Here is an 18,327-nt window from a genome sequence, read left to right as displayed (position 1 = left end):
CGATGGCTCGACCGCACCCTAGGAACCAAGGCGGCCTGAAGCTGTCCTCCTCTCCTGGAAGGCTGAGGGCATGGAGCTCGATCCCACGATCAGGACCTTGACCATGCTGACGCTGCTGCAGTCAGGTGGCGAGTGGACCGCCGCCGAGCTGGCCGAACGGCTCGGCACGAGCGTCCGCACCGTGCGACGCGACGCCCGGCGGCTGCGCCGTCTCGGGTACACCGTCGAGGCCCGCCCGGGGCCGGGCAGCGCCTACCGGCTGAGCCCCGGGACCAGGATTCCGCCGCTGCTGTTCACCGCCGACGAGATCACCGCGCTGGTGGCGGGGCTGCATCTGATCCGCGCCTTCCTCCCCGAGGCGGCGGTCGCGTCAAGCGCGCTGCTCAAGCTGGACCAAGTGCTGCCCCGCCCGCTGCGACGCCGCGCGGCCGCCACCGACCTGGCCACCGAGGTGCTCCAGCAGCCCGGCGCCGTGGTCTCGGCGGCGACCGTCGGGGTGATCGCCGACGCGGTGGCCGAGGACGGCAGACTCCGCTTCCACTACACCGATCAGCACGGCCGCCCCTCCACCCGGCTGGTCGAGCCGTACCGCCACTTCCTGCGCGCCGGACACTGGTACCTCGTGGCATTCGACGTCGACCGGGACGACTGGCGCACCTTCCGCCTCGACCGGATCACCGGCATCTCACGGGTGGCGGGCACCTACCGGCCGCACACGTTCCCCGATGAGTCCATCGAGCACTGGCTGACCACCGACTTCGGCCGCGCCACTCACGGCGCGGCGTGACGTTCCGGGACGTCCGGGCCCCGCTGGAAGGTCCGCCGGTAGCCGGAGGGCGTGGTGCCGAGGGCGTCCCGGAAGCGGGCACGGAGGTTGGTGCTGGTACCGAGGCCGCTCTGGGCGGCGATCCGCTCGATGCCGAGGTCGGTGACTTCGAGGAGTTCACGGGCGTGGTTGACGCGGGCGGTGAGCAGCCACTGATGCGGGGTGATGCCGGTTTCCTGGCGCCACATGCGGACCAGGGTGCGGGTGGAGACGCGGGCGTGGCGGGCGAGAACCTCCAGCGTGAGGGGTTCGTCGAGGTGGTTCAGGGCCCATTCGCGGGTGTCGGCGAGGGTGCGCGCGGTGGGCTCGGGCAGGGACTGGGCGATGTACTGCGCCTGGCCGCCGTCGCGGTGCGGTGCGGCCACCAGTTCCCGGGCGATGTCGTTGGCGACGGCGGCGCCGAGATCCTTGCGGACGATGTGGAGACACAGGTCGATGCCCGCGGTCACACCCGCGGAGGTCAGCAGCGGATCGTCGTCGATGTAGAGGACACCGCGGTCCACCCGGACCCGGGGGTAGAGCTCTTCGAGCTCGTCGGCGCTGGCCCAGTGCGTGGTCACCGTACGGCCGTCGAGCAGCCCCGCCGCGGCGAGGGCGAAGGCGCCGGTGCAGATGGAGGCGATACGGGCGCCCCGGCTGGAGGCGAGCTTCAGGGCCGCCGCCACCTCGGGCGCCGGTGGCCGCTGATACTCCCAGTAGCCGGGCACGATGATCGTGTCCGCCTGGGCCAGGGCCGGCAGCCCGGCGGTGTCCCCGACCGTGAACCCGGTGCTGGTCATGACGCTGCCACGGGCTCCGCCGCACACCGTGAGTTCGTACGGCGTGTTGGGCCGTGCGTTGAAGATCTGCGTCGGGATGCCGAGGTCGATGGGGAGGACCCGGGGCAGCACCAGGACCGCGACGCGATGAGGGGCCATGGCCCCAATGTTACGGCCGTAACTTTCCCGCCGGACCGGACGGCCGGGGCGAGACCCGCGGGCGGCCACCGGCGACCGTGTCCCGAAAGTTGCGAAGGGTGGCATACGAGCGTGTGGTTGACCGAGAAGCGCTGGACGACGATCGAGCCATGAGCACCGTGACCACCACGAAAACCCCCATCGGCCGGTACTTCGACGTGACGGGCGGCCGGGTCTACGGCCACGTCCGCGAGGGCGACGGGCCGGCCCTGGTCTTCCTCCACTACTGGGGCGGCTCCCACCGAACCTGGCGGCCGGTCATCGAGCGCCTCGGCCCCGCGCAGGCGTTCGTCTCGTACGACCACCGCGGCTGGGGCGAGTCCACCGAGGTACCCGGCCCCTACGGCATCGAGCAGCTCGCCGACGACGCCGAGCGCGTCATCGGGGAACTGGGCTACGGCGCATACGTCGTGGTGGGCCACTCGATGGGCGGAAAGGTGGCCCAGGTGCTGGCTTCCCGCCGCTCCGCCGGACTGCGGGGCGTGGTGCTCGTCGCACCCGCTCCGCCGGCTCCGGTCGGTGTGACGCGGGAGTTCCAGGAGGCGCTGGCGCATGCCTACGACAGCGAGGAGACCATCGACCGCAGCATCGATCTCGTCCTGACCAGCGGCGAACTGTCCGCCGAGGCGCGCCGCCAGGTGCACGAGGACAGCTCCCGGGCGGGCGAGGCGGCCCGGATGGCGTGGCCGCGCGAGGCGCTGGCCGAGGACTTCGCGGACCGGGTCGGTGCGATCGACGTTCCGGTACTGGTGCTGGCCGGCAGCGACGACAAGGTGGACCCGCCGCATGTCCTGCGCGACCATCTGCTTCCGCTGATCCCCACGGCCACCCTCACCGAGCTCGGCGGCACCGGCCACCTGTCGCCACTGGAGGTGCCCGACCAGATCGCCTCCCACATCAGCGCGTTCGTCGCCCGGCTCCAGGGCTCCGTGGCGGGGCGGTGACCGGCCGGAGGCGGGGATCGCCCATGGGCTACATTCGAGCCCGTGCCCGAATCACCTCTCCACGCCGCTGCGGACGGCATCGTGCCCGGCTTCGGCATCGACGCCATCCACGAGGCCGCGCGGCGCCTGACCGGCCATGTGGTCCGGACGCCGCTGCTCAACTCCCCGATGCTGGACGACCTCGTGGGCGCCTGCGTCCTGGTCAAGGCCGAATGTCTGCAGCTGACCGGCTCGTTCAAGGTGCGCGGGGCGCTCAACGCGCTGCTCGCCCTGGACGAGGAGGCCCGCCGCGCCGGGATCGTGGCCTACTCGGCCGGTAACCACGGGCAGGGCGTGGCCGCCGCGGCGCGGCTCGCCGGGTGCCCCGCGGTCATCGTCATGCCGAGCACCGCCCCCCGTATCAAGGTCGACAACTGCCGCTGGTGGGGCGCCGAGACGGTCCTGTACGACCCGCGGACCGAGGACCGGGAAGAGGTCGCCCGGAAGATCCTCGAGGAGCGCGGGATGACGCTGATCCCGCCCTTCGACGACCCCCGCGTCATGGCCGGACAGGGCACCGTCGGCCTGGAGATCGCCGAGCAGGCGCGCGAACTGGGCCTCGCCCCGGACACGGTCCTGGTGAACTGCAGCGGCGGCGGGCTGGCCGCCGGTGTGATCACCGCGCTCGGCCACGCGCTCCCCGGCCTCGTGAACCACATCGTCGAACCGGCGGGCTTCGACAAGATGGCCCGGTCCCTCGCCACCGGCCGGGTATGCGCCAACCCCCACCCTCCCGGCGGCCTCATGGACGCCATCTCCGGCCCGGCGGCCGGTGCCCGCCCCCTGGCCGTCCTCCGCCACTACGACGTCACCGGCCTGACCGCCACCGACGAGGAGGCCCTGGCCGCCATGGCCACGGCCCACCGCCTCCTCAAGATCGTGCTGGAGCCGGGCGCCGCCGCGTCCCTGGCGGCCCTGCTGTCCGGGAAGGTGGACGTCCGGGGCAAGGTCGTGGCGCTCGTGGCGTCGGGCGGCAACGTCGATCCGGCGGTCTTCCGCAAGGCCCTGGCGGACTGAGACCGTTCCACCGAGGAGCACTAAGCCGGTATCGCCCCGGCGGGGAAGACCGGTGGGCGATGTGCCGCCCAGGGACGCTCCGCTTCCAGCTGCGCCGCCACGCACACCAGCAGATCCTCCCGTCCGTACGCCGCGGCCAGCTGGATGCCGATGGGCGTGCCGGACTCGGTCAGCGCCGCCGGCACCGCGATCGCGGGCTGGCCCGTGGTGTTGAACGGCGCGGTGAAGGCGAGCACGTCCACCGACCTCTGGAGGCCGTCGGGCTCCCGCCACGGCCACCCCACCGGCTTGGGCGGGGTGGCGAACACCGGGCTCAGCAGCAGGTCGAACTCCTGCCACCAGCGGGCCATGGCGGCCCGGCCCCCTGGACGCTCGTCGGTGAGGTGCTCGGCGTCGACCCGGTGACGGCGGCGCGGCGCTGGCAGCGCCTGGAGGACGCCGGACTCGCCTGGGTGACCGCGCATCCGCGGCTGGCCAACTCCCGGGTCGTGGCGACCGGCGTCATCGAGGTCGACACGGATCCCGGTGCCGCGGCGAACGTCGCCCGGACACTGGCGGCGGATCACGCGGTGGTCAACGTCAAACTCACGGCGGGCGGCCGCGATGTGATCGCCGAGGTGCAGGTCCGGGACCTCAATGAGCTGCTCCGCCTCACCACCCGGCTGTTCCAGGGGACACCCCGGGTGCGGGCGACCCGGGCGCACATCTCCACGGGCATGCCCACGGAGGGCAGCCGATGGCGGCTCCGCAGCCTGGACAGCGACCAGTGCGCGCGGATCGATGCCGCCCTGCCCCCGTCGGCCCGGCCGGAGGACGACGCCGCCGCGGGCTGGGACGCCCTGGACGCGCGGCTCCTCGAACTGCTCAGCGCCGACGGCCGCATGTCGATGCGCAAGCTGGCGGCGGCCACCGATGTGGGCCTCACCACGGTGCGCCGCAGACTGCACTCGCTGCTCCCGTCACGGATGAGCCTGCGCTGCGACCTCGCCCGCTCACCGTTCGGATGGCCGCAGTCCGCGGTCTACTTCGCGTCCGTACCGGCCCAGCATCTGGAGGAGACGAGCCGTGTGCTGTCCGGCTTCCGCGAGGTCCGCGCGTGCGCGATCACGGCCGGCCCGCACAATCTGGTGGTCGACGTCTGGCTGCGCGGCCTGAGCGATGTGCACGCCTTCGAGGCGCACCTCTCCCGGCGGCTGCCCCGGCTGACCGTCGACGACCGTTCGCTGGTCCTGCGCACGGTCAAGCACATGGGCCGGCTGCTGGACGAGGACGGCCGCTCGGTGGGTGTCGTCCCGCTGCTGCACCCGCACGGCCCGCGCCCGTCCGACACGAGCCTCGCCGCGGGCCCCGAGGCCCATGCCGCCCAGGCCGCGGACTGTTGACGGGCGTGGAGCGCGCCCCGGACACCGATGGCCGTCGATGTCCGGGGCGCGCGGGGGTGCCCTGCCTCAGGCGCTGGGGACGAGGGAGTCGTCCTCGGGCTGGGCGCCGGGGAGCTGGTGCCGGGCGGCGATCAGGGCGGCGTCGATGTCCCGGGTGCCGGTGACGACGCACAGCGTGTACGAGACGTCGGCGAGCCGCTGCCGGGCCTCGGGGCTGCCGTTCTCGGCGTGCAGCGTACGGAGGGTCTCGTACTGCTGGATGAGGTCGGTCAGCACGGCGGGGTGGGCCATGAGCATGGCAGGCTCCTTCTTCTCCTGGGGCGGGACGGGACGGGGCGTCGCTATGCGTGGACCGGCACCCGGTCGGGCCGGGGCTCGGTCTCGACCTGGTTGCGGATCCGGGCGCAGCTGCGGGAGATGAGGCGGGAGACGTGCATCTGGGAGATGCCCAGCTCCTCGGCGATGCCGGCCTGGGTCATGTCGTGGAAGAACCGCAGATACAGGATGTGCTGCTCCCGCTCGGGGAGTTGGTTCAGGCACGGCTTGACCGATTCCCGGGCGATGACGGTGTCGTAGCGGGTCTCGGGCCGGCCGAGGGCGTCGGCCAGGGAATAGCCGTCGTCCGCGCCGGTGAGTTCGGCGTCCAGGGACAGGGACCGGAAGCTGTCGATGGCTTCCATCCCGGTCAGGACGTCCTCTTCGCTCATGTCGGCGGCCTCGGCGACCTGGGCCACGGTCGGGGAGCGGTCGGTGCCTTCGGCCGCGGCGAGGTCCTGAATGGTGGCGCGGACCCTGTTGCGCAGCTCCTGCACCCGCCGGGGGACATGGAGGTCCCAGGCGCAGTCGCGGAAGTACCGCTTGAGTTCCCCGACGATCGTGGGGATGGCGTAGGGCTGGAAGGCGCCTCCGCGCTGGGGTTCGTAACGGTCGACGGCCTTGACCAGGCCCAGGGCGGCGACCTGTTCCAGATCCTCCAGGTTCTCCCCGCGGTTGCGGTAGCGGCGGGCGAGGCGGTGGGCCATCGGCAGCCATGCCTCGACCAGCTTCTCGGCCAGGGCCTCCCGCTCGGGTCCCTTGGACATGGCGGCCAGCCGCTCGAAGTCGGCCGCGGTGTCAGGAGTGTCGTCGTGGCGGCGGCGGGCGCGTGCGGGTGCGGCGCTCATCAAGGTTCCTCTTCTCTCCCTGCTCAGTTCGCTGTTCAGCGGAGCGGGAGGCCGACACGGCACATCTGGGGCTCAGAGCGCGCGACGCGCGCCTCCCGCCAGGTGTGCCTGCCTTCCGAAGCACCTTGGTCACTCACTCTTCTAGCCAGGGCCACGGAGCTCAAACCAATGAATTCATGAATTCTGGTTCGTGTTCGGCTCTTCTGGAGTCGCCGCTGGTCACGGCGACCGGGCGCAGGGTGACGTGGGCCACGCCGGGCTTACGGCCGCGTCAGCTGTTCATGACGCGACGCCAGATGGCGACGGTGGTCGCGGTCGCGGCGGAGAAGTCCTGCCCGGGGGAGCGGGCGGCGCGGTAGAAGGTCCGCTCCGTCAGCCAGCACAGTGCGTGGGCCAGCGCCGCGGCTCCGTCGGGGGCGCTCTCGTCGGGGATCCCCGCCCGCGTCAGCACCGGGGTCATGGTGCGGGCGAAGGCTTCGACCGTGTCGTTCCAGGCGGCTCCGATCACCGGGTGCAGCGCGGAGTAGTCCACGGCCGCCCGCATGACGGTGCCGTGCTCGCGCCAGACCCGCTCCACGCCCTTGACGGCCCGTTCCATCACCTCGACGGGTGGGGACGTCGCGTCCCGCGCCGTGCTGTCGGCCTCGGCCCGGATGGTGCGCAGGGTGCGCTCGACGAGGGCGGCGAGGACCTCGTGCTTGTTGCCGAAGTAGAAGTAGAGGGAGCCGCGGGAGATCCCGGCGCCTTTGGCGATCGCCTCGACCGTGAGCTCCTCGAGGCCGGTGTGCTCGAGCAGCGCCTCGGCGGCGTCCAGGAGGGCCTGCTCGCGCAGGTCTCCCTTTCTCGGGGCGGCACTGCGCCTTCCCACGGTGATCTCCCCTGATCGGCTCTTCCGAGCACTGTACTTCCGCCGGACAAGGACTCAGGACGTGTCCGGCCGCGGGTTCACGCGCCGGCGATCTGCGCTCCGTCGGGGAAGTCCGTCGTCCGCGACAGCTTCTCCCAGCCGCGGATGTCGTCGTCCACCGCCTGCCGGGCCGCCGCGACCAGGCGCAGCGCGTCCGAGCCCAGTACCAGATGGCCGGGAGGCTCCGGGACGTCGAGGATGTGCAGCAGCGCCTCGGCGGCCCTTCGCGGGTCGCCCAGCTGGTTGCCGCTGGCCGCCATCCGCGCCTCGCGGATCGGTGTGAACAGCGCGTCGTAGTCGGCGATGGTGCGCTCCGCGCGGGTCATCGACCGGCCCGCCCAGTCCGTACGGAACGAGCCGGGCTCGACGGCCGTGACATGGATGCCGAACGCGGCGACCTCCTTACGGATGCTCTCGAGCATGCCCTCCAGCGCGAACTTGCTGCCGCAGTAGGCCGACATCCCGGGTACCGCCATCAGACCGCCCATGGAGGTCACGGCCATCAGATGGCCCGCGCGGCGCCCGCGCATATGGGGGAGGACGGCCTGCAGCGTCGCCGCGGCCCCGAACACATTGGTCTCGAACTGCGCCCGGACCTCCGACAGCGGTGTCTCCTCGAAGATCCCCTCCAGACCGTACCCGGCGTTGGCGATGGCCACATCGAGCGGACCGACGGCCGCCTCCACCTCGTCGACCACGGTACGTACGGCCACGTCATCGGTGACATCCAGCCGACGGGCGTGGGCTCGCCCCGGCGCCAGGGCCTCGAACGCCTCCCGGTCGGCCTCCCGGCGCACGGTGCCGACCACCGTGTGCCCCGCGTCGAGCGCTCCCTCGGCGAACGCCCGGCCGAGCCCACTGCTCGCACCGGTGATCAGGAAGGTCTTCATCTCCGCTCACATCCCTTGTCCGCGGCAGCCGCGCCGCGCATAGGTTCTGGCCTCTCTCCTCTAAAATCTACACCACGTCGATTTTTTTCGTCGTGCCGTAGCCCGGGGTTGGCGGACCCTGACGAGAGCGGTCGCGCCGTAGTGGTCCCGAGGTCTGACCCCACCCGCGCGCATGCGCCCCAAGACGGACGCCGTCGTGTGCTCCGGGCGGATGTGGCCGGGTGCGTGTGGGTGACAGCCTCCGGGTGTCGGAGCAACCCCGCACACAGGAGCCGCCGCCATGTCCACCAGCGCAGCGCCATTCGCCCCCTCCTCCCCCGCGACCTCCGCACCCGTCCCGCCGTGGGCGAGACGCGCGGCGGCCGCGGCCTTATGGGCATCCGCGCCGTCCGCGCTCTGGCGGTTCGCCGTGGTGCTCGGCGTCCCGCTGGGGCTCGCCGACTCCGAGTACGACGCGATGCTCATCCCCGGCTGGGGGTATCTGGTCGTGCCGTTGCTGTCCGCGGTGCAGGAGGCCCTGGCCTTTCTGACACTGGGGCTGGTGCGGCCATGGGGCGAGGTGTGGCCGCGCTGGATCCCGGGCCTGCGAGGCCGCCGCGTCCCCGTACCCGCCGCGGTCGTACCGGCCGCGCTGGGCGCCCTCTGCTGCACGGTCTACGGTGTGCTCTTCACCTGGACGACGCTGCACTCCGACATGGAGATCACGCGGTGGGGGGAGTGGCTGATGAACGCCTGCTACGTGCCGCTGGTGGCGTGGGGGCCGCTGCTCGCCGCCGTCACCGTGCACTACTACCGGCGCCGCACACGCGGCTGACCGGCTGCCGGACGGTCACCGTTCCCGGCGTCTCAGGCGGCGACCGTGTCCCGGTAGCTGCCGAGCCTGCCCTTGTGGAAGACCAGGGGCTCCCCGGAGCCGGTGGACATGCGCCGTACGCGGGCGATGACGATGAGGTGGTCGCCACCGTCGAGCTCCTGCTCCGGTTCGCAGTCGATCCAGGCGACGGCGCCGTTGACGCGCGGGGCGCCGTCGGGGGAGGGGTGCCAGGGCACATCGGCGAACTTGTCGCCGCTCTTGCGGGACAGTGACCGGCACACCGCGTCCTGTCCCTCGGCGAGGACGCTGGCGCTGAACCGGCCGCCGCGGCGGACCCTGGGCCAGCTGCCGGAGGTGCGGGCGACGCTGAAGGCGACCAGCGGAGGTTCGAGGGAGAGCGATGCGAAGGTGCCGACGATCAGGCCGACGGGCTGCGCCGAGGCGGGTTCCACGCCGGTCACCGCCACCACACCGGTGGGCAGGTGGGACATGACGTGCCGGAAGTCCGTCTGGTCCACATGGTCCACATGGTCCATCTGGTCCAGGTGGTCCATCTGGTCGATCCGCAGGCCGGAGGCGGTGGTCATGGTGATGCTCCCTTCGATGTGGTGGAACGGTTGAGATCGCGCGCCGGTGCGCCGGCGGTCGGGCCAACGCACTGACGGGTCAGGCCAGTGCGCCCACGGCGCCCGGGAGTTGGTCGCCCTCGCGCCGCGCGGCGCGGATCCTGGAGGCCGGGTGGTCGGGCAGGGTGCGGCGCCGGCCCGCGCCGTAGAAGCTCTCGCGGAGGGTGGTGGCCCGCTCGTCGTAGGCGTCGCGAGCCAGGCCCTGCCGCCGCAGCTCCGGGAGCGCCAGCTCGATGAAGTCCTCCCAGCCGCCGGGCTTGGTCGCGTAGCTGAGGTTGAATCCGTCGAGGTCCGCCTTGTCCCGCCAGGCGCGCAGCTCGGCGGCGACGGTCCGCGGGGAGCCGACGATGACCGCGCCGGTGCCGCCGATGCCGATGAACTCGGCGATCTGCCGGGCGGTCCAGGTCCGGGTGGGGTCCGCCTTGGAGAACATCTCCACGATCGAGCGCGAGCCGTCCACGTCCGCGTACTGGAGTGGCATGTCCGGGTCCAGCGTGCTCAGGTCGATCCCGGTCCAGCCCGCGTACCGGGCCAGCGCGCCCTCGTAGCTCACATTCGCCAGGTGGCGCTCGTACTTCTCCCGCGCCTGTGCGTCGGTGGGCGCGACGATCACGGTGATCAGGGCGAGGATCTTCACGCTCCTGGGGTCGCGGCCCGCCTGCGCGACCGCGGCCCGGATCCGGTCGACGCCGTGCCGGGTGAGCTCGGGCGTCATCGTGTTCACGAAGACCGCTTCGGCGTTCCGCGCGGCGAAGAGCAGGCCACGCGAGGAGGCACCGGCCTGGAAGAGCGTGGGGGTCCGTTGCGGGGACGGCTGGCACAGGTGGACGCCGGGGACCTCGAAGTAGGTGCCCTTGTGGCCGATGGGGTGGATGCGCCGCGGATCGAGATAGGCACCGGCCTCCGCGTCGCGGATGACCGCGTCGTCCTGCCAGGAGCTCTCCCACAGCTTGTAGCAGACCTCCAGGTACTCGTCCGCCATGTCGTAGCGCTTGTCGTGCGGGATCTGCGTACCGAGCCCGAGGTTGCGCGCGGCCGATTCGCTGTAGGAGGTGACGATGTTCCAGCCGACCCGGCCGGCCGTCAGATGATCCAGCGTGCTGAACTTGCGGGCCAGCGCGTACGGCTGCTCGTACGTCAGGGACGCGGTGACGCCGAAGCCCAGGTGGCGGGTGACCGAAGCCATCGCCGGGACGATCAGGGCCGGGTCGTTGATCGGGAACTGGGCGGCGTCGCGCATCGCGGCGTCGGGGGACCCGCCGTGGACATCGTGATATCCGACGGTGTCGGCGAAGAAGATGCCGTCGAAGCAGGCGTCCTCCAGCATCCGAGCCGTGTCGGTCCAGTAGTCCACGTCGGTGTAGCGCCGGCCCTCGTCCTCCGGGTCACGCCAGGAACCCGCGGTCAGATGGGCGGGAGCGGCGACGTCGAAGGCGAAGAACTTCAGCGGCTGACTGCTCATGCTGCGCTCCAGGGCGAGAGGCGGGGCCTTCCTGCGGTGAGAGTTCCGCAGAGCACCTGAGATGGGGAGAGTGGGGCAGTCCGGCGTTCAGTATGCGAACGCGGCGTCCATATTCAGCATGCTGGAGTCTCGTGAGGGCCGGTGTCAACAGGTAGGCCTGACGCGCATGTGCCCACGGCGGGGCGGAGTCGATAAATCGCCTACGGGAGCCCAGGGGGCAGGCTGGGCTCGCCGCCGGCCCCGGGGCGGGACGCCCGGATGCGCCCCGAAGGGGCGCGGGGCCGTATCGATATGCGGCTCCGCCGCGGGGCGCGACCGGCCACGATGGCGCCGCGGTCGGCCGACGACGCATCGCGGCACTTCCAGCGGAGCGCTCAGGCGGACGGCGAGTCCTGCCAGAACGCCTCGGTCAGGCGGTCGACGATGGACCGCATCTCCTCGAGGGCCTCGGGGATCCGGTCCCGGCCGAAGCGGTACCGGGGGCCGTCGAGGGCCAGGATCGCCACCAGGGTCCCGGACGAGTCGCGGATCGGGCGCGCCAGGGACAGCAGCTCTTCCTCGAGTTCGTTGTCGATGACGCCGAAGCCCTGCTCGCGGACCTGCTCCAGATCCTTGAGCAGGAGCGCGCGATCGGTGATGGTGCGCGAGGCGTAGGGCTCCAGCCGCTCCGGCAGAAGCGCGAGCACCTGCTCCGCGGGCATGTCCGCGAGCAGGACCTTGCCGGTGGAGCTGGCGTGCAGGGGGTAGTGCTCGCCGACCATGTTCCGCGGCACGATGCTGACCACGTGGGAGCCCGCGGCCTCGGCGATCAGCTCGACCCCGCCCCTGAGGTCCGGCACCGACAGGGTCACCGACTCGTTGAACCTGTCCGCCAGCTCCTGCAGCAGGGGCTGGGCGCGGGCGGCGAGGCCCGCGTGGGGGTCCGCGTAGCGGCCGAGCCGGGCCAGCTCCCAGCCCAGGATGTAGTTGTTGTCGACGCGGTCGACGAGCCCGCTCTGCTCCAGGCTGTACAGCAGGCGGAAGGCGGTGGGCCGGGAGATCCCCGCGGCCTTGGCGAGGGTGGTGACGGTGGCTCCGGACCGGGGCTGGGCCGCCAGTTCGCGGAGCAGCCGGACGCCTTTGGTCACGGACTTGTTGGTCATGTCCGCCGGTCCGGACGCGTCGCTCATGGGGCCCTTTCGTCGTGCGGATCGTCGTGCGGAGTCGCTCCGCCCGCGACCTTTCCCTCCACCGTACCGTCGGCCTGTTCGGGGAGTGAACGCCGTCACCGCGACGAGCCGGGAGCCGCGGCCGCGCGAGGTCTTGACAGCGGGGCGGCGGGTGCGGCCCACTATCCGTACCGCGTTGATATGAACGTCGCGTTCACTAAGTGGACGCGCTTCGAAGTCGGGGCTCTACGAAGGAGGACTCACTTGCCCGAGCAGGCGGACGTCGTCGTCATCGGAGCCGGAGTCGCCGGCCTGATCACCGCTCGCGAACTCGGCCGGAAGGGAGCGAAGGTCGTCGTCCTCGAGGCACGCGACCGGATCGGCGGCCGGACCTGGACCGATCACCGGCTGGGGCGGGACCTGGAGATGGGCGGCACCTGGGTGCACTGGGTCCAGCCGCATGTCTGGGCGGAGATCACCCGCTACGGCCTGGAGATCACCCGTGGTCCTCGCTCGGAGGAGACCTACTGGCTCGCCGGTGACCAGGTGCGCCGCGGGACCCTGGACGACTTCATGCGGCTCATCGACCCGGGCATGACCCGGCTGCTGGAAGACACCATGAAGTGGATCCCCCGCCCGAACGCACCGCTGACCGTCCCACGGCTGGCCGACGTCGACCAGTTCAACCTTCAGGAGATGCTCGACGACCTCGAGCTGTCCGTCGACGAGAGGAACGCCAACGAGGCCGCGTGGGTCGGCCACTTCAACGCCCCGCTCGACCGGTGCGCCTACACCAGCGCCCTGCGCTGGACCGCCGCCACCGCCGGGTCCTGGCACCTCATGCACGAGGCATCGGCGATCTTCCGGCTCACCGGCGGCACCCGGAGCCTGGTGGAGGCCATCGCCGCCGACGCGGAAGCCGACATCCGGCTGTCCGCACCGGTCCGTTCCCTCACCCACGACGCCCACGGTGCCGAGATCACCTACGGCGACGGGCGCACCATCACCGCCCGGCGTGTGGTGGTCACCGTGCCGCAGAACGTTCTGCACCAGCTCGACATCGCCCCCGCGCTGCCGGACGGCAAGCTCCGCCCCAGCCTGGAGAAGACCGCCTCCCGCGGCGCCAAGGCGTGGATCCGGGTCCGCGGCCGCATCAAGCCCTTCTTCGCCTACTCCTCTCAAGCCCACCCCCTGGCCGTCGTGCGCACCGAGTTCATCGGGGAGGACGACGCCGTGCTGGTCGCCTTCGGCCCGGACTCGACCCGGATCGACGTCAACGACCCGAAGGCCGTCGACGCGGCACTGAAGGTCTGGCGCGACGACCTCGAGGTGCTCGAGGCCGGCGGCCACGACTGGATGGCCGACCCCTACTCCCAGGAGACCTGGCTGATCCAGCAACCCCACCACCTCACCCGCTACCACCGCGCCCAGCAGGAGAACACCGGAGTCCTGCACTTCGCCAGCAGCGACTACGCGAACATCTGGGCCGGTTTCATCGACGGCGCCATCGAAAGCGGCACCCGCGTGGCCCGCCAGGTCCACCGGGACCTCCGGCGGCCCCCCGCCGGCTGACGGGCATCACGCGCCGCCCGAGGTCGACGATCCCCGTGAAGCATCGATGGTCTCCAGCAGTTCGGAGTACGTCGTGTCCGTCATACCCGCCTGGATGGCACGGGGCACGGACATGCAGGTCGTCGAGGTTCCGCAGCATGAGACACCAAAAGGTGTCCATTGACAGCGGCTCCCGCGGTCACGACCATATGGGATATGCACTCGACGCATCCGGGCGTGCTCTGCCGCTACGTGGACTATCTGCGCACCTCCAGCGCCCTCTGTCGCTGACCGGGCGGTCGCACCGCTCCCCGGAGGCCCGGCACCCGTAGCCGACCACCTCCCGCCGCCCGGACCGGACCGGCCCGGAGTTCCTCCCTCCCTCGGCACCGTGCGCTCCGTACGCGTGTGTGCGCTGCTCGGGTATCCCGCTGTGCTCGTCATGGTCTGGCGTCCGCTCGCCCCTGCCGTGTACCAACTCGCCTGCCCCGAAAGGCAATTGACCCATGCCCGCTTCCGCCCCAACACCCGCGTCGTCGGTCGAGTTCATCGGCATGATCGAGACCCAGGAGGTCTCCGAGACCCGGCCCGCGACCGGTCCGGCGATCGACCCGGAGTACACCACCCGCTTCGCCCGCGCCCATGAGGACGCGGGCTTCGACCGGATCCTGATCGGCTACAGCTCCCGTCGGCCCGACGGCACCCAGGTGGCCGCGCACGTGGCGGCCCGCACCGAGCGGATCGGTCTGCTCATCGCCCACCGCCCCGGTTTCGTCGCCCCCACCCTCGCCGCGCGGGGCTTCGCCACCCTCGACCAGTTCACCGGCGGGCGCGTGGCCGTGCACACCATCACCGGTGGCAACGACGCGGAGCAGCGCAAGGACGGCGACTTCCTGGGCAAGGAGGAGCGCTACGAGCGCACCGACGAGTACCTGGGCATCCTGCGGCGTGCCTGGTCCTCGGCCGAACCGTTCAGCCACGAGGGCCGCCACTACCGGTTGGCGGACTACTCCTCCCAGATCCTGCCGCACCGGGCCACCGGCATCCCGCTGTACTTCGGCGGCTCCTCCGAGGCCGCCTACCGGGTGGGCGGCAAGCACGCCGACACCTTCGCGCTGTGGGGCGAACCGCTCGCGGAGACCGCCGGGCAGATCGCCTCCGTACGCGCCGCCGCGGCAGCCGCCGGACGTGCCGAGGCGCCCGGGATCAGCGTGTCCTTCCGCCCGATCCTGGCGGCCACCGAGGAACTGGCCTGGGAACGGGCCCACCGCGTCCTGGACACCATCAGGACCGGGACCGGACGCCCGTTCTTCCACCAGCAGAACGGCGAGCGCGCACCCCAGAACGCCGGATCACGGCGGCTCCTCGCGGCCGCCGCCAAGGCCGACCGTCACGACCGGGCACTGTGGACCCCCACCGCCACCGCGACCGGCGCGGGCGGCAACACCACCGCCCTCGTCGGCACCCCCGAGACGGTCGCCCAGGCGCTGCTGGACTATGTGGACATCGGCGCCACCACCCTGCTCATCCGTGGCTACGACCCACTCGACGACGCCATCGACTACGGCCGGCATCTGATCCCCCTCGTACGCCAGGAACTCGCACACCGTGCCGCCACCGCGCTGTCCGCCTCGTCCGCCCCGACCGCCTCGTCCGCCTCGTCCGGGTGAGCCACTCCGCGACAATGGGACGGCAATGGTGTGCGGCGGAGTACGCCGCGGACGCTGGAGGAATCCTGTGCCGCTGACCTCGAAACCCCTGCGCAAGCTGGGCTTCTTGACCATTGGGCTGTTCGACGAGGCCGACCCCCGCCGGGGCCATGAGTCGACACTCGAGATCATCGAACTGGGCGAACGGCTGGGTTTCGACAGCGCCTGGGTGCGCCACCGCCATCTGCAATACGGCATCTCCTCTCCCACGGCCGTTCTGGCGGCGGTCTCGCAGCGCACCAGCCGCATCGAACTGGGCACGGCCGTCATCCCCATGGGATGGGAGAATCCGCTGCGGCTGGCCGAGGATCTGGCGACGGTCGACATCCTGTCCGGGGGCCGCCTCAACCCGGGGGTCAGCGCCGGTCCGCCGCACCACTACGACCAGGTCAGGGGCGCGCTCCACCCCGACACCGCCGACGCCGAGGACTTCGGCCACGAGCGTGTGCGGCGGCTGCTGGACTGCGTACGCGGCGAACCGGTCACCGACTTCAGCGGTGTCGAGGGCTTCGAGGTGTTCTCCGACCGCGTCCAGCCGCACGCCCCGGGGCTCGGCCGCCGCATGTGGTACGGCGGCGGCAGCCTTCGGTCGGCCCAGTGGGCCGGTGAGCACGGAATGAACCTGCTCACCAGCAGTGTGGTGAAGGCGGAGGAGTCCGAGGACTTCGCCGAGATCCAGCTCTCGCACATCCGGACCTTCCGCGCCCACCACCCCGACGGCGACCGCGCCCGTGTCTCCCAGGGGCTCGTCGTCATCCCCACCGACACCGCCTCACCGGAGCAGCGCGCGAAGTACGAGCAGTACGCCCGGCAGCGGCTGCCGCGTACCGCCACACCCCAGGGGCCGGCGAGCATGATGTTCGCGCCCGATCTCGTCGGCACCTCCGAGGACATCGCCGAACGGCTCACCTCCCACGCCGCGTTCCGGGAGGTCGAGGAGGTGGCGTTCGCGCTGCCCTTCACCTTCGACCACGAGGACTACGTACAGATCCTCACCGACATCGCCGGCAGGCTGGCCCCGGCACTGGGCTGGCGACCGGCCCCGTAGCGCTTCACGAAGGCTTCGTCGGCTTCGTCGGCTCCGACTCGTGCCCGTGTCCGTGTCCGTGTCCGTGCGTGTGAGAGTGCCCGTGCTGGTGTGAGTGTCCGTGCCCGTGCCCATGTCCGTGTCCGTGCGCGTGGCCATGCCCGGTTCCCTCGGACGGCGCGGGCACCGGGTCCCCGGCGCGCAGCGGGGCCGCCTCGTATCTGCCCTCGTGGGCGACGATCGGCCGCCGGTCACCGGCGAGTTCGGGGTACCTCTCCTCCAGTTTCTGCCGGGACTCGGCGGTGCGCCGCATGGCGGTGACGTAGTCGCGGTCGCCGCGGTAGGTCCCCTTCCAGGTCTGCGGCATCCGCTCCGGCGGCGGTGGCACGGCGGCGGTGCCGCCGAGGGCGAAGCTGCTGGGGATCTTGCGGGTCGCGGTGCCGCACTCCGGGCAGTTCGGCAGCGGGGCCGTGAACGACTGGATCACCTCGAAGCGGTGCCCGGTCTCGCAGGCGAGTTCATAGATGGCCATCGGTCCTCCTCACCAGAGCGACAGCGAGCGGTCGAAGATCCCGGCGAGGTCGTCCTCGGTGACCTCGCGCGGGGCGGTGGCCAGCAGCCGTTGCTGCTTCATGGCGCCGTCCACCAGTGCGGGGATGTCGCCCTTGTCGTAGCCGACACCGCCGATGCCGTCGGGCATGCCGATGTCGCGCATCAACCGCTGGATCGCGGTGGGCAGGTACTCGGCCGCGTCGGCGGGGCGTTCCATCTCGGGGGCGAGGAGTTCCGCCGCCCGCAGATGCCGCTCGGGCTGGGCTCGGAAGGTGAAGCGGAACGCCTCCGGCGCGGTGAGCGAGACGGCCATCCCGTGCGGCACCATCGGCTCGTGTGCGGGGTAGCCGGTGGGGTGGAAGTCCTTCACCCGCCCGGCGATCGGGTAGGCGTTGGCGTGCGGGATGTGCACACCCGCGTTGCCGAAGCCGAGGCCGGCGAAGGTGGCCGCCAGGGCCATCTCGGAGCGCGCCTCGGGGTCGTCCCCGTCGCGGACCGCGGTACGGAAGGACCGCGCGAGCAGGTGCAGCGCCCGCTCCGACCACGCGTCGGAGATGGGATTGGCGCCGCAGTACGGCACCCGCTGCTCGGGGTGTTTGCGCGGATAGGTGTCGTACGGGCGGGCCGTGTAGCTCTCCAGCGCGTGGCACAGGATGTCCATGCCGCTGGCGGCGGTCACCCCGGCGGGCAGGGTGAAGGTCAGGTCCGGGTCGATGACCGCGAGTGTGGGCCGCAGCCGGGCGTGGCTGATGCCGGTCTTCACCTTCAGCTCCAGCACGTCGAGCACGCAGATGGTGGTGGACTCCGAGCCGGTTCCGGTGGTGGTGGGGACCGCGACCAGCGGTTTGAGCGGGTTCTCGGGCGCCAGTGCCCTGCCCACGGGCGCGTTGATGTAGTCCATCAGCGTGCCGGGGTTGGTGCTGAGCAGGTTGACGGCCTTGGCGGTGTCGATGCTGGAGCCGCCGCCCACCGCGACGAAGGCGTCCCACGGGCCCGACGCCCGCGCGTGGTCGACCGCTTCCCGCAGGCTGACGTCGGTGGGTTCCACATGCGCGCCGTCGAAGACCTGGGCCTCGATGCCGAACGCGGTCATCCGTTCGGCGATGCGGTGTGGCGCGCCGGTGGCGGCCACCCCGGCGTCGGTGATCACGAGGACCCGGCGGACCCCGTGCTGGGAGAGGTCGAAGCCGATCTCGTCGGATGCTCCCGGCCCGAACTTCAGCGCCGGGGCGCCGTAGGTGAACACGGACTCGGCTCGGGCCGGAACGGTGCTGCTCATACGCGTCCCTCCTGGGGATCGGAGTAGGTCCCGGC

General features: G+C 71.7%; 19 protein-coding genes. 8 read left to right on the top strand and 11 right to left on the bottom strand.

Translation table 11 applies throughout. The annotated features are described in order from the left end of the window. Positions 1-70: 70 nt before the first annotated feature. On the top strand, positions 71-787 hold the full coding sequence (locus J2Z30_RS04730) for a helix-turn-helix transcriptional regulator (RefSeq protein WP_044578788.1): 717 nt from the start codon (positions 71-73) through the stop codon (positions 785-787). Here J2Z30_RS04730 and J2Z30_RS04725 read toward each other — a convergent pair. After that, on the bottom strand, positions 772-1,743 hold the full coding sequence (locus J2Z30_RS04725; RefSeq protein ID WP_044578790.1) for a GlxA family transcriptional regulator: 972 nt from the start codon (positions 1,741-1,743) through the stop codon (positions 772-774). The genes J2Z30_RS04730 and J2Z30_RS04725 overlap by 16 nt on opposite strands. A gap of 149 nt (positions 1,744-1,892) precedes the next feature. Between J2Z30_RS04725 and J2Z30_RS04720 the strand changes: the two genes are divergently transcribed. Then, the gene (locus tag J2Z30_RS04720) at positions 1,893-2,726 is read left to right on the top strand and encodes an alpha/beta fold hydrolase (RefSeq protein ID WP_078957061.1); all 834 of its coding nucleotides are present in this window, start codon (positions 1,893-1,895) and stop codon (positions 2,724-2,726) included. A gap of 42 nt (positions 2,727-2,768) precedes the next feature. Beyond that, positions 2,769-3,782: a threonine ammonia-lyase gene (locus J2Z30_RS04715; RefSeq protein ID WP_078957062.1), complete on the top strand. Its 1,014-nt coding sequence runs from the start codon at positions 2,769-2,771 to the stop codon at positions 3,780-3,782. A gap of 20 nt (positions 3,783-3,802) precedes the next feature. On the opposite strand, the gene J2Z30_RS04710 is transcribed toward J2Z30_RS04715, so the two are convergent. Next, positions 3,803-4,132 (bottom strand): amidase family protein, encoded by a 330-nt coding sequence (locus J2Z30_RS04710; RefSeq protein WP_245387644.1) that lies wholly within the window; start codon positions 4,130-4,132, stop codon positions 3,803-3,805. 33 nt (positions 4,133-4,165) lie between these two features. Between J2Z30_RS04710 and J2Z30_RS04705 the strand changes: the two genes are divergently transcribed. Then, a complete protein-coding gene (locus J2Z30_RS04705; RefSeq protein WP_308279740.1) occupies positions 4,166-5,164 on the top strand; it encodes an Lrp/AsnC family transcriptional regulator in 999 nt (332 codons plus the stop codon). Positions 5,165-5,230: 66 nt separating this feature from the next. Here the strand turns inward: J2Z30_RS04705 and J2Z30_RS04700 are convergent, their stop codons facing one another. The 4 genes from J2Z30_RS04700 to J2Z30_RS04685 form a co-directional block, all read right to left on the bottom strand. Further along, complete coding sequence (locus J2Z30_RS04700) at positions 5,231-5,461, bottom strand: DUF5133 domain-containing protein (RefSeq protein WP_044578792.1); 231 nt, start codon at positions 5,459-5,461, stop codon at positions 5,231-5,233. 44 nt (positions 5,462-5,505) lie between these two features. Beyond that, positions 5,506-6,327 (bottom strand): SigB/SigF/SigG family RNA polymerase sigma factor, encoded by an 822-nt coding sequence (locus J2Z30_RS04695; protein WP_044578794.1) that lies wholly within the window; start codon positions 6,325-6,327, stop codon positions 5,506-5,508. Between the two features lie 271 nt (positions 6,328-6,598). After that, positions 6,599-7,195: a TetR/AcrR family transcriptional regulator gene (locus J2Z30_RS04690; protein WP_044578797.1), complete on the bottom strand. Its 597-nt coding sequence runs from the start codon at positions 7,193-7,195 to the stop codon at positions 6,599-6,601. A 77-nt stretch (positions 7,196-7,272) separates the two neighbouring features. After that, a complete protein-coding gene (locus J2Z30_RS04685) occupies positions 7,273-8,124 on the bottom strand; it encodes an oxidoreductase (RefSeq protein ID WP_044578798.1) in 852 nt (283 codons plus the stop codon). Positions 8,125-8,404: 280 nt separating this feature from the next. Here J2Z30_RS04685 and J2Z30_RS04680 point away from each other — a divergent pair, with 280 nt between their 5' ends. Beyond that, the gene (locus tag J2Z30_RS04680; protein WP_044578800.1) at positions 8,405-8,938 is read left to right on the top strand and encodes a hypothetical protein; all 534 of its coding nucleotides are present in this window, start codon (positions 8,405-8,407) and stop codon (positions 8,936-8,938) included. Positions 8,939-8,970: 32 nt separating this feature from the next. Here J2Z30_RS04680 and J2Z30_RS04675 read toward each other — a convergent pair whose 3' ends face one another. From J2Z30_RS04675 to J2Z30_RS04665, 3 genes are all read right to left on the bottom strand, one after another. Then, positions 8,971-9,525, bottom strand: a complete 555-nt coding sequence (locus J2Z30_RS04675) for a flavin reductase family protein (protein ID WP_245387586.1) — start codon at positions 9,523-9,525, stop codon at positions 8,971-8,973. Positions 9,526-9,604: 79 nt separating this feature from the next. After that, positions 9,605-11,026: an LLM class flavin-dependent oxidoreductase gene (locus J2Z30_RS04670; RefSeq protein ID WP_044578802.1), complete on the bottom strand. Its 1,422-nt coding sequence runs from the start codon at positions 11,024-11,026 to the stop codon at positions 9,605-9,607. Between the two features lie 374 nt (positions 11,027-11,400). Then, the gene (locus tag J2Z30_RS04665; protein ID WP_044578804.1) at positions 11,401-12,195 is read right to left on the bottom strand and encodes an IclR family transcriptional regulator; all 795 of its coding nucleotides are present in this window, start codon (positions 12,193-12,195) and stop codon (positions 11,401-11,403) included. 243 nt (positions 12,196-12,438) lie between these two features. On the opposite strand from J2Z30_RS04665, the gene J2Z30_RS04660 reads away from it, so the two are divergent. From J2Z30_RS04660 to J2Z30_RS04650, 3 genes are all read left to right on the top strand, one after another. Further along, positions 12,439-13,746, top strand: a complete 1,308-nt coding sequence (locus J2Z30_RS04660) for a flavin monoamine oxidase family protein (protein ID WP_044578806.1) — start codon at positions 12,439-12,441, stop codon at positions 13,744-13,746. 485 nt (positions 13,747-14,231) lie between these two features. Continuing rightward, complete coding sequence (locus J2Z30_RS04655) at positions 14,232-15,395, top strand: LLM class flavin-dependent oxidoreductase (protein ID WP_044578808.1); 1,164 nt, start codon at positions 14,232-14,234, stop codon at positions 15,393-15,395. 67 nt (positions 15,396-15,462) lie between these two features. Next, complete coding sequence (locus tag J2Z30_RS04650) at positions 15,463-16,482, top strand: LLM class flavin-dependent oxidoreductase (RefSeq protein ID WP_044578810.1); 1,020 nt, start codon at positions 15,463-15,465, stop codon at positions 16,480-16,482. Between the two features lie 4 nt (positions 16,483-16,486). Here the strand turns inward: J2Z30_RS04650 and J2Z30_RS04645 are convergent, their stop codons facing one another. Further along, complete coding sequence (locus J2Z30_RS04645; protein ID WP_044578812.1) at positions 16,487-16,993, bottom strand: FmdB family zinc ribbon protein; 507 nt, start codon at positions 16,991-16,993, stop codon at positions 16,487-16,489. Positions 16,994-17,002: 9 nt separating this feature from the next. Beyond that, positions 17,003-18,292 (bottom strand): hydroxyacid-oxoacid transhydrogenase, encoded by a 1,290-nt coding sequence (locus J2Z30_RS04640; RefSeq protein WP_044578813.1) that lies wholly within the window; start codon positions 18,290-18,292, stop codon positions 17,003-17,005. Positions 18,293-18,327: the final 35 nt, after the last annotated feature.

It is taken from the genome of Streptomyces iranensis (genome assembly GCF_017874715.1).
GTDB classification, from domain to species: Bacteria; Actinomycetota; Actinomycetes; order Streptomycetales; family Streptomycetaceae; genus Streptomyces; species Streptomyces iranensis.
The sequence above is the reverse complement of the archived record's forward strand: the minus strand, read 5'-3'. Positions and strand labels throughout refer to the sequence as shown.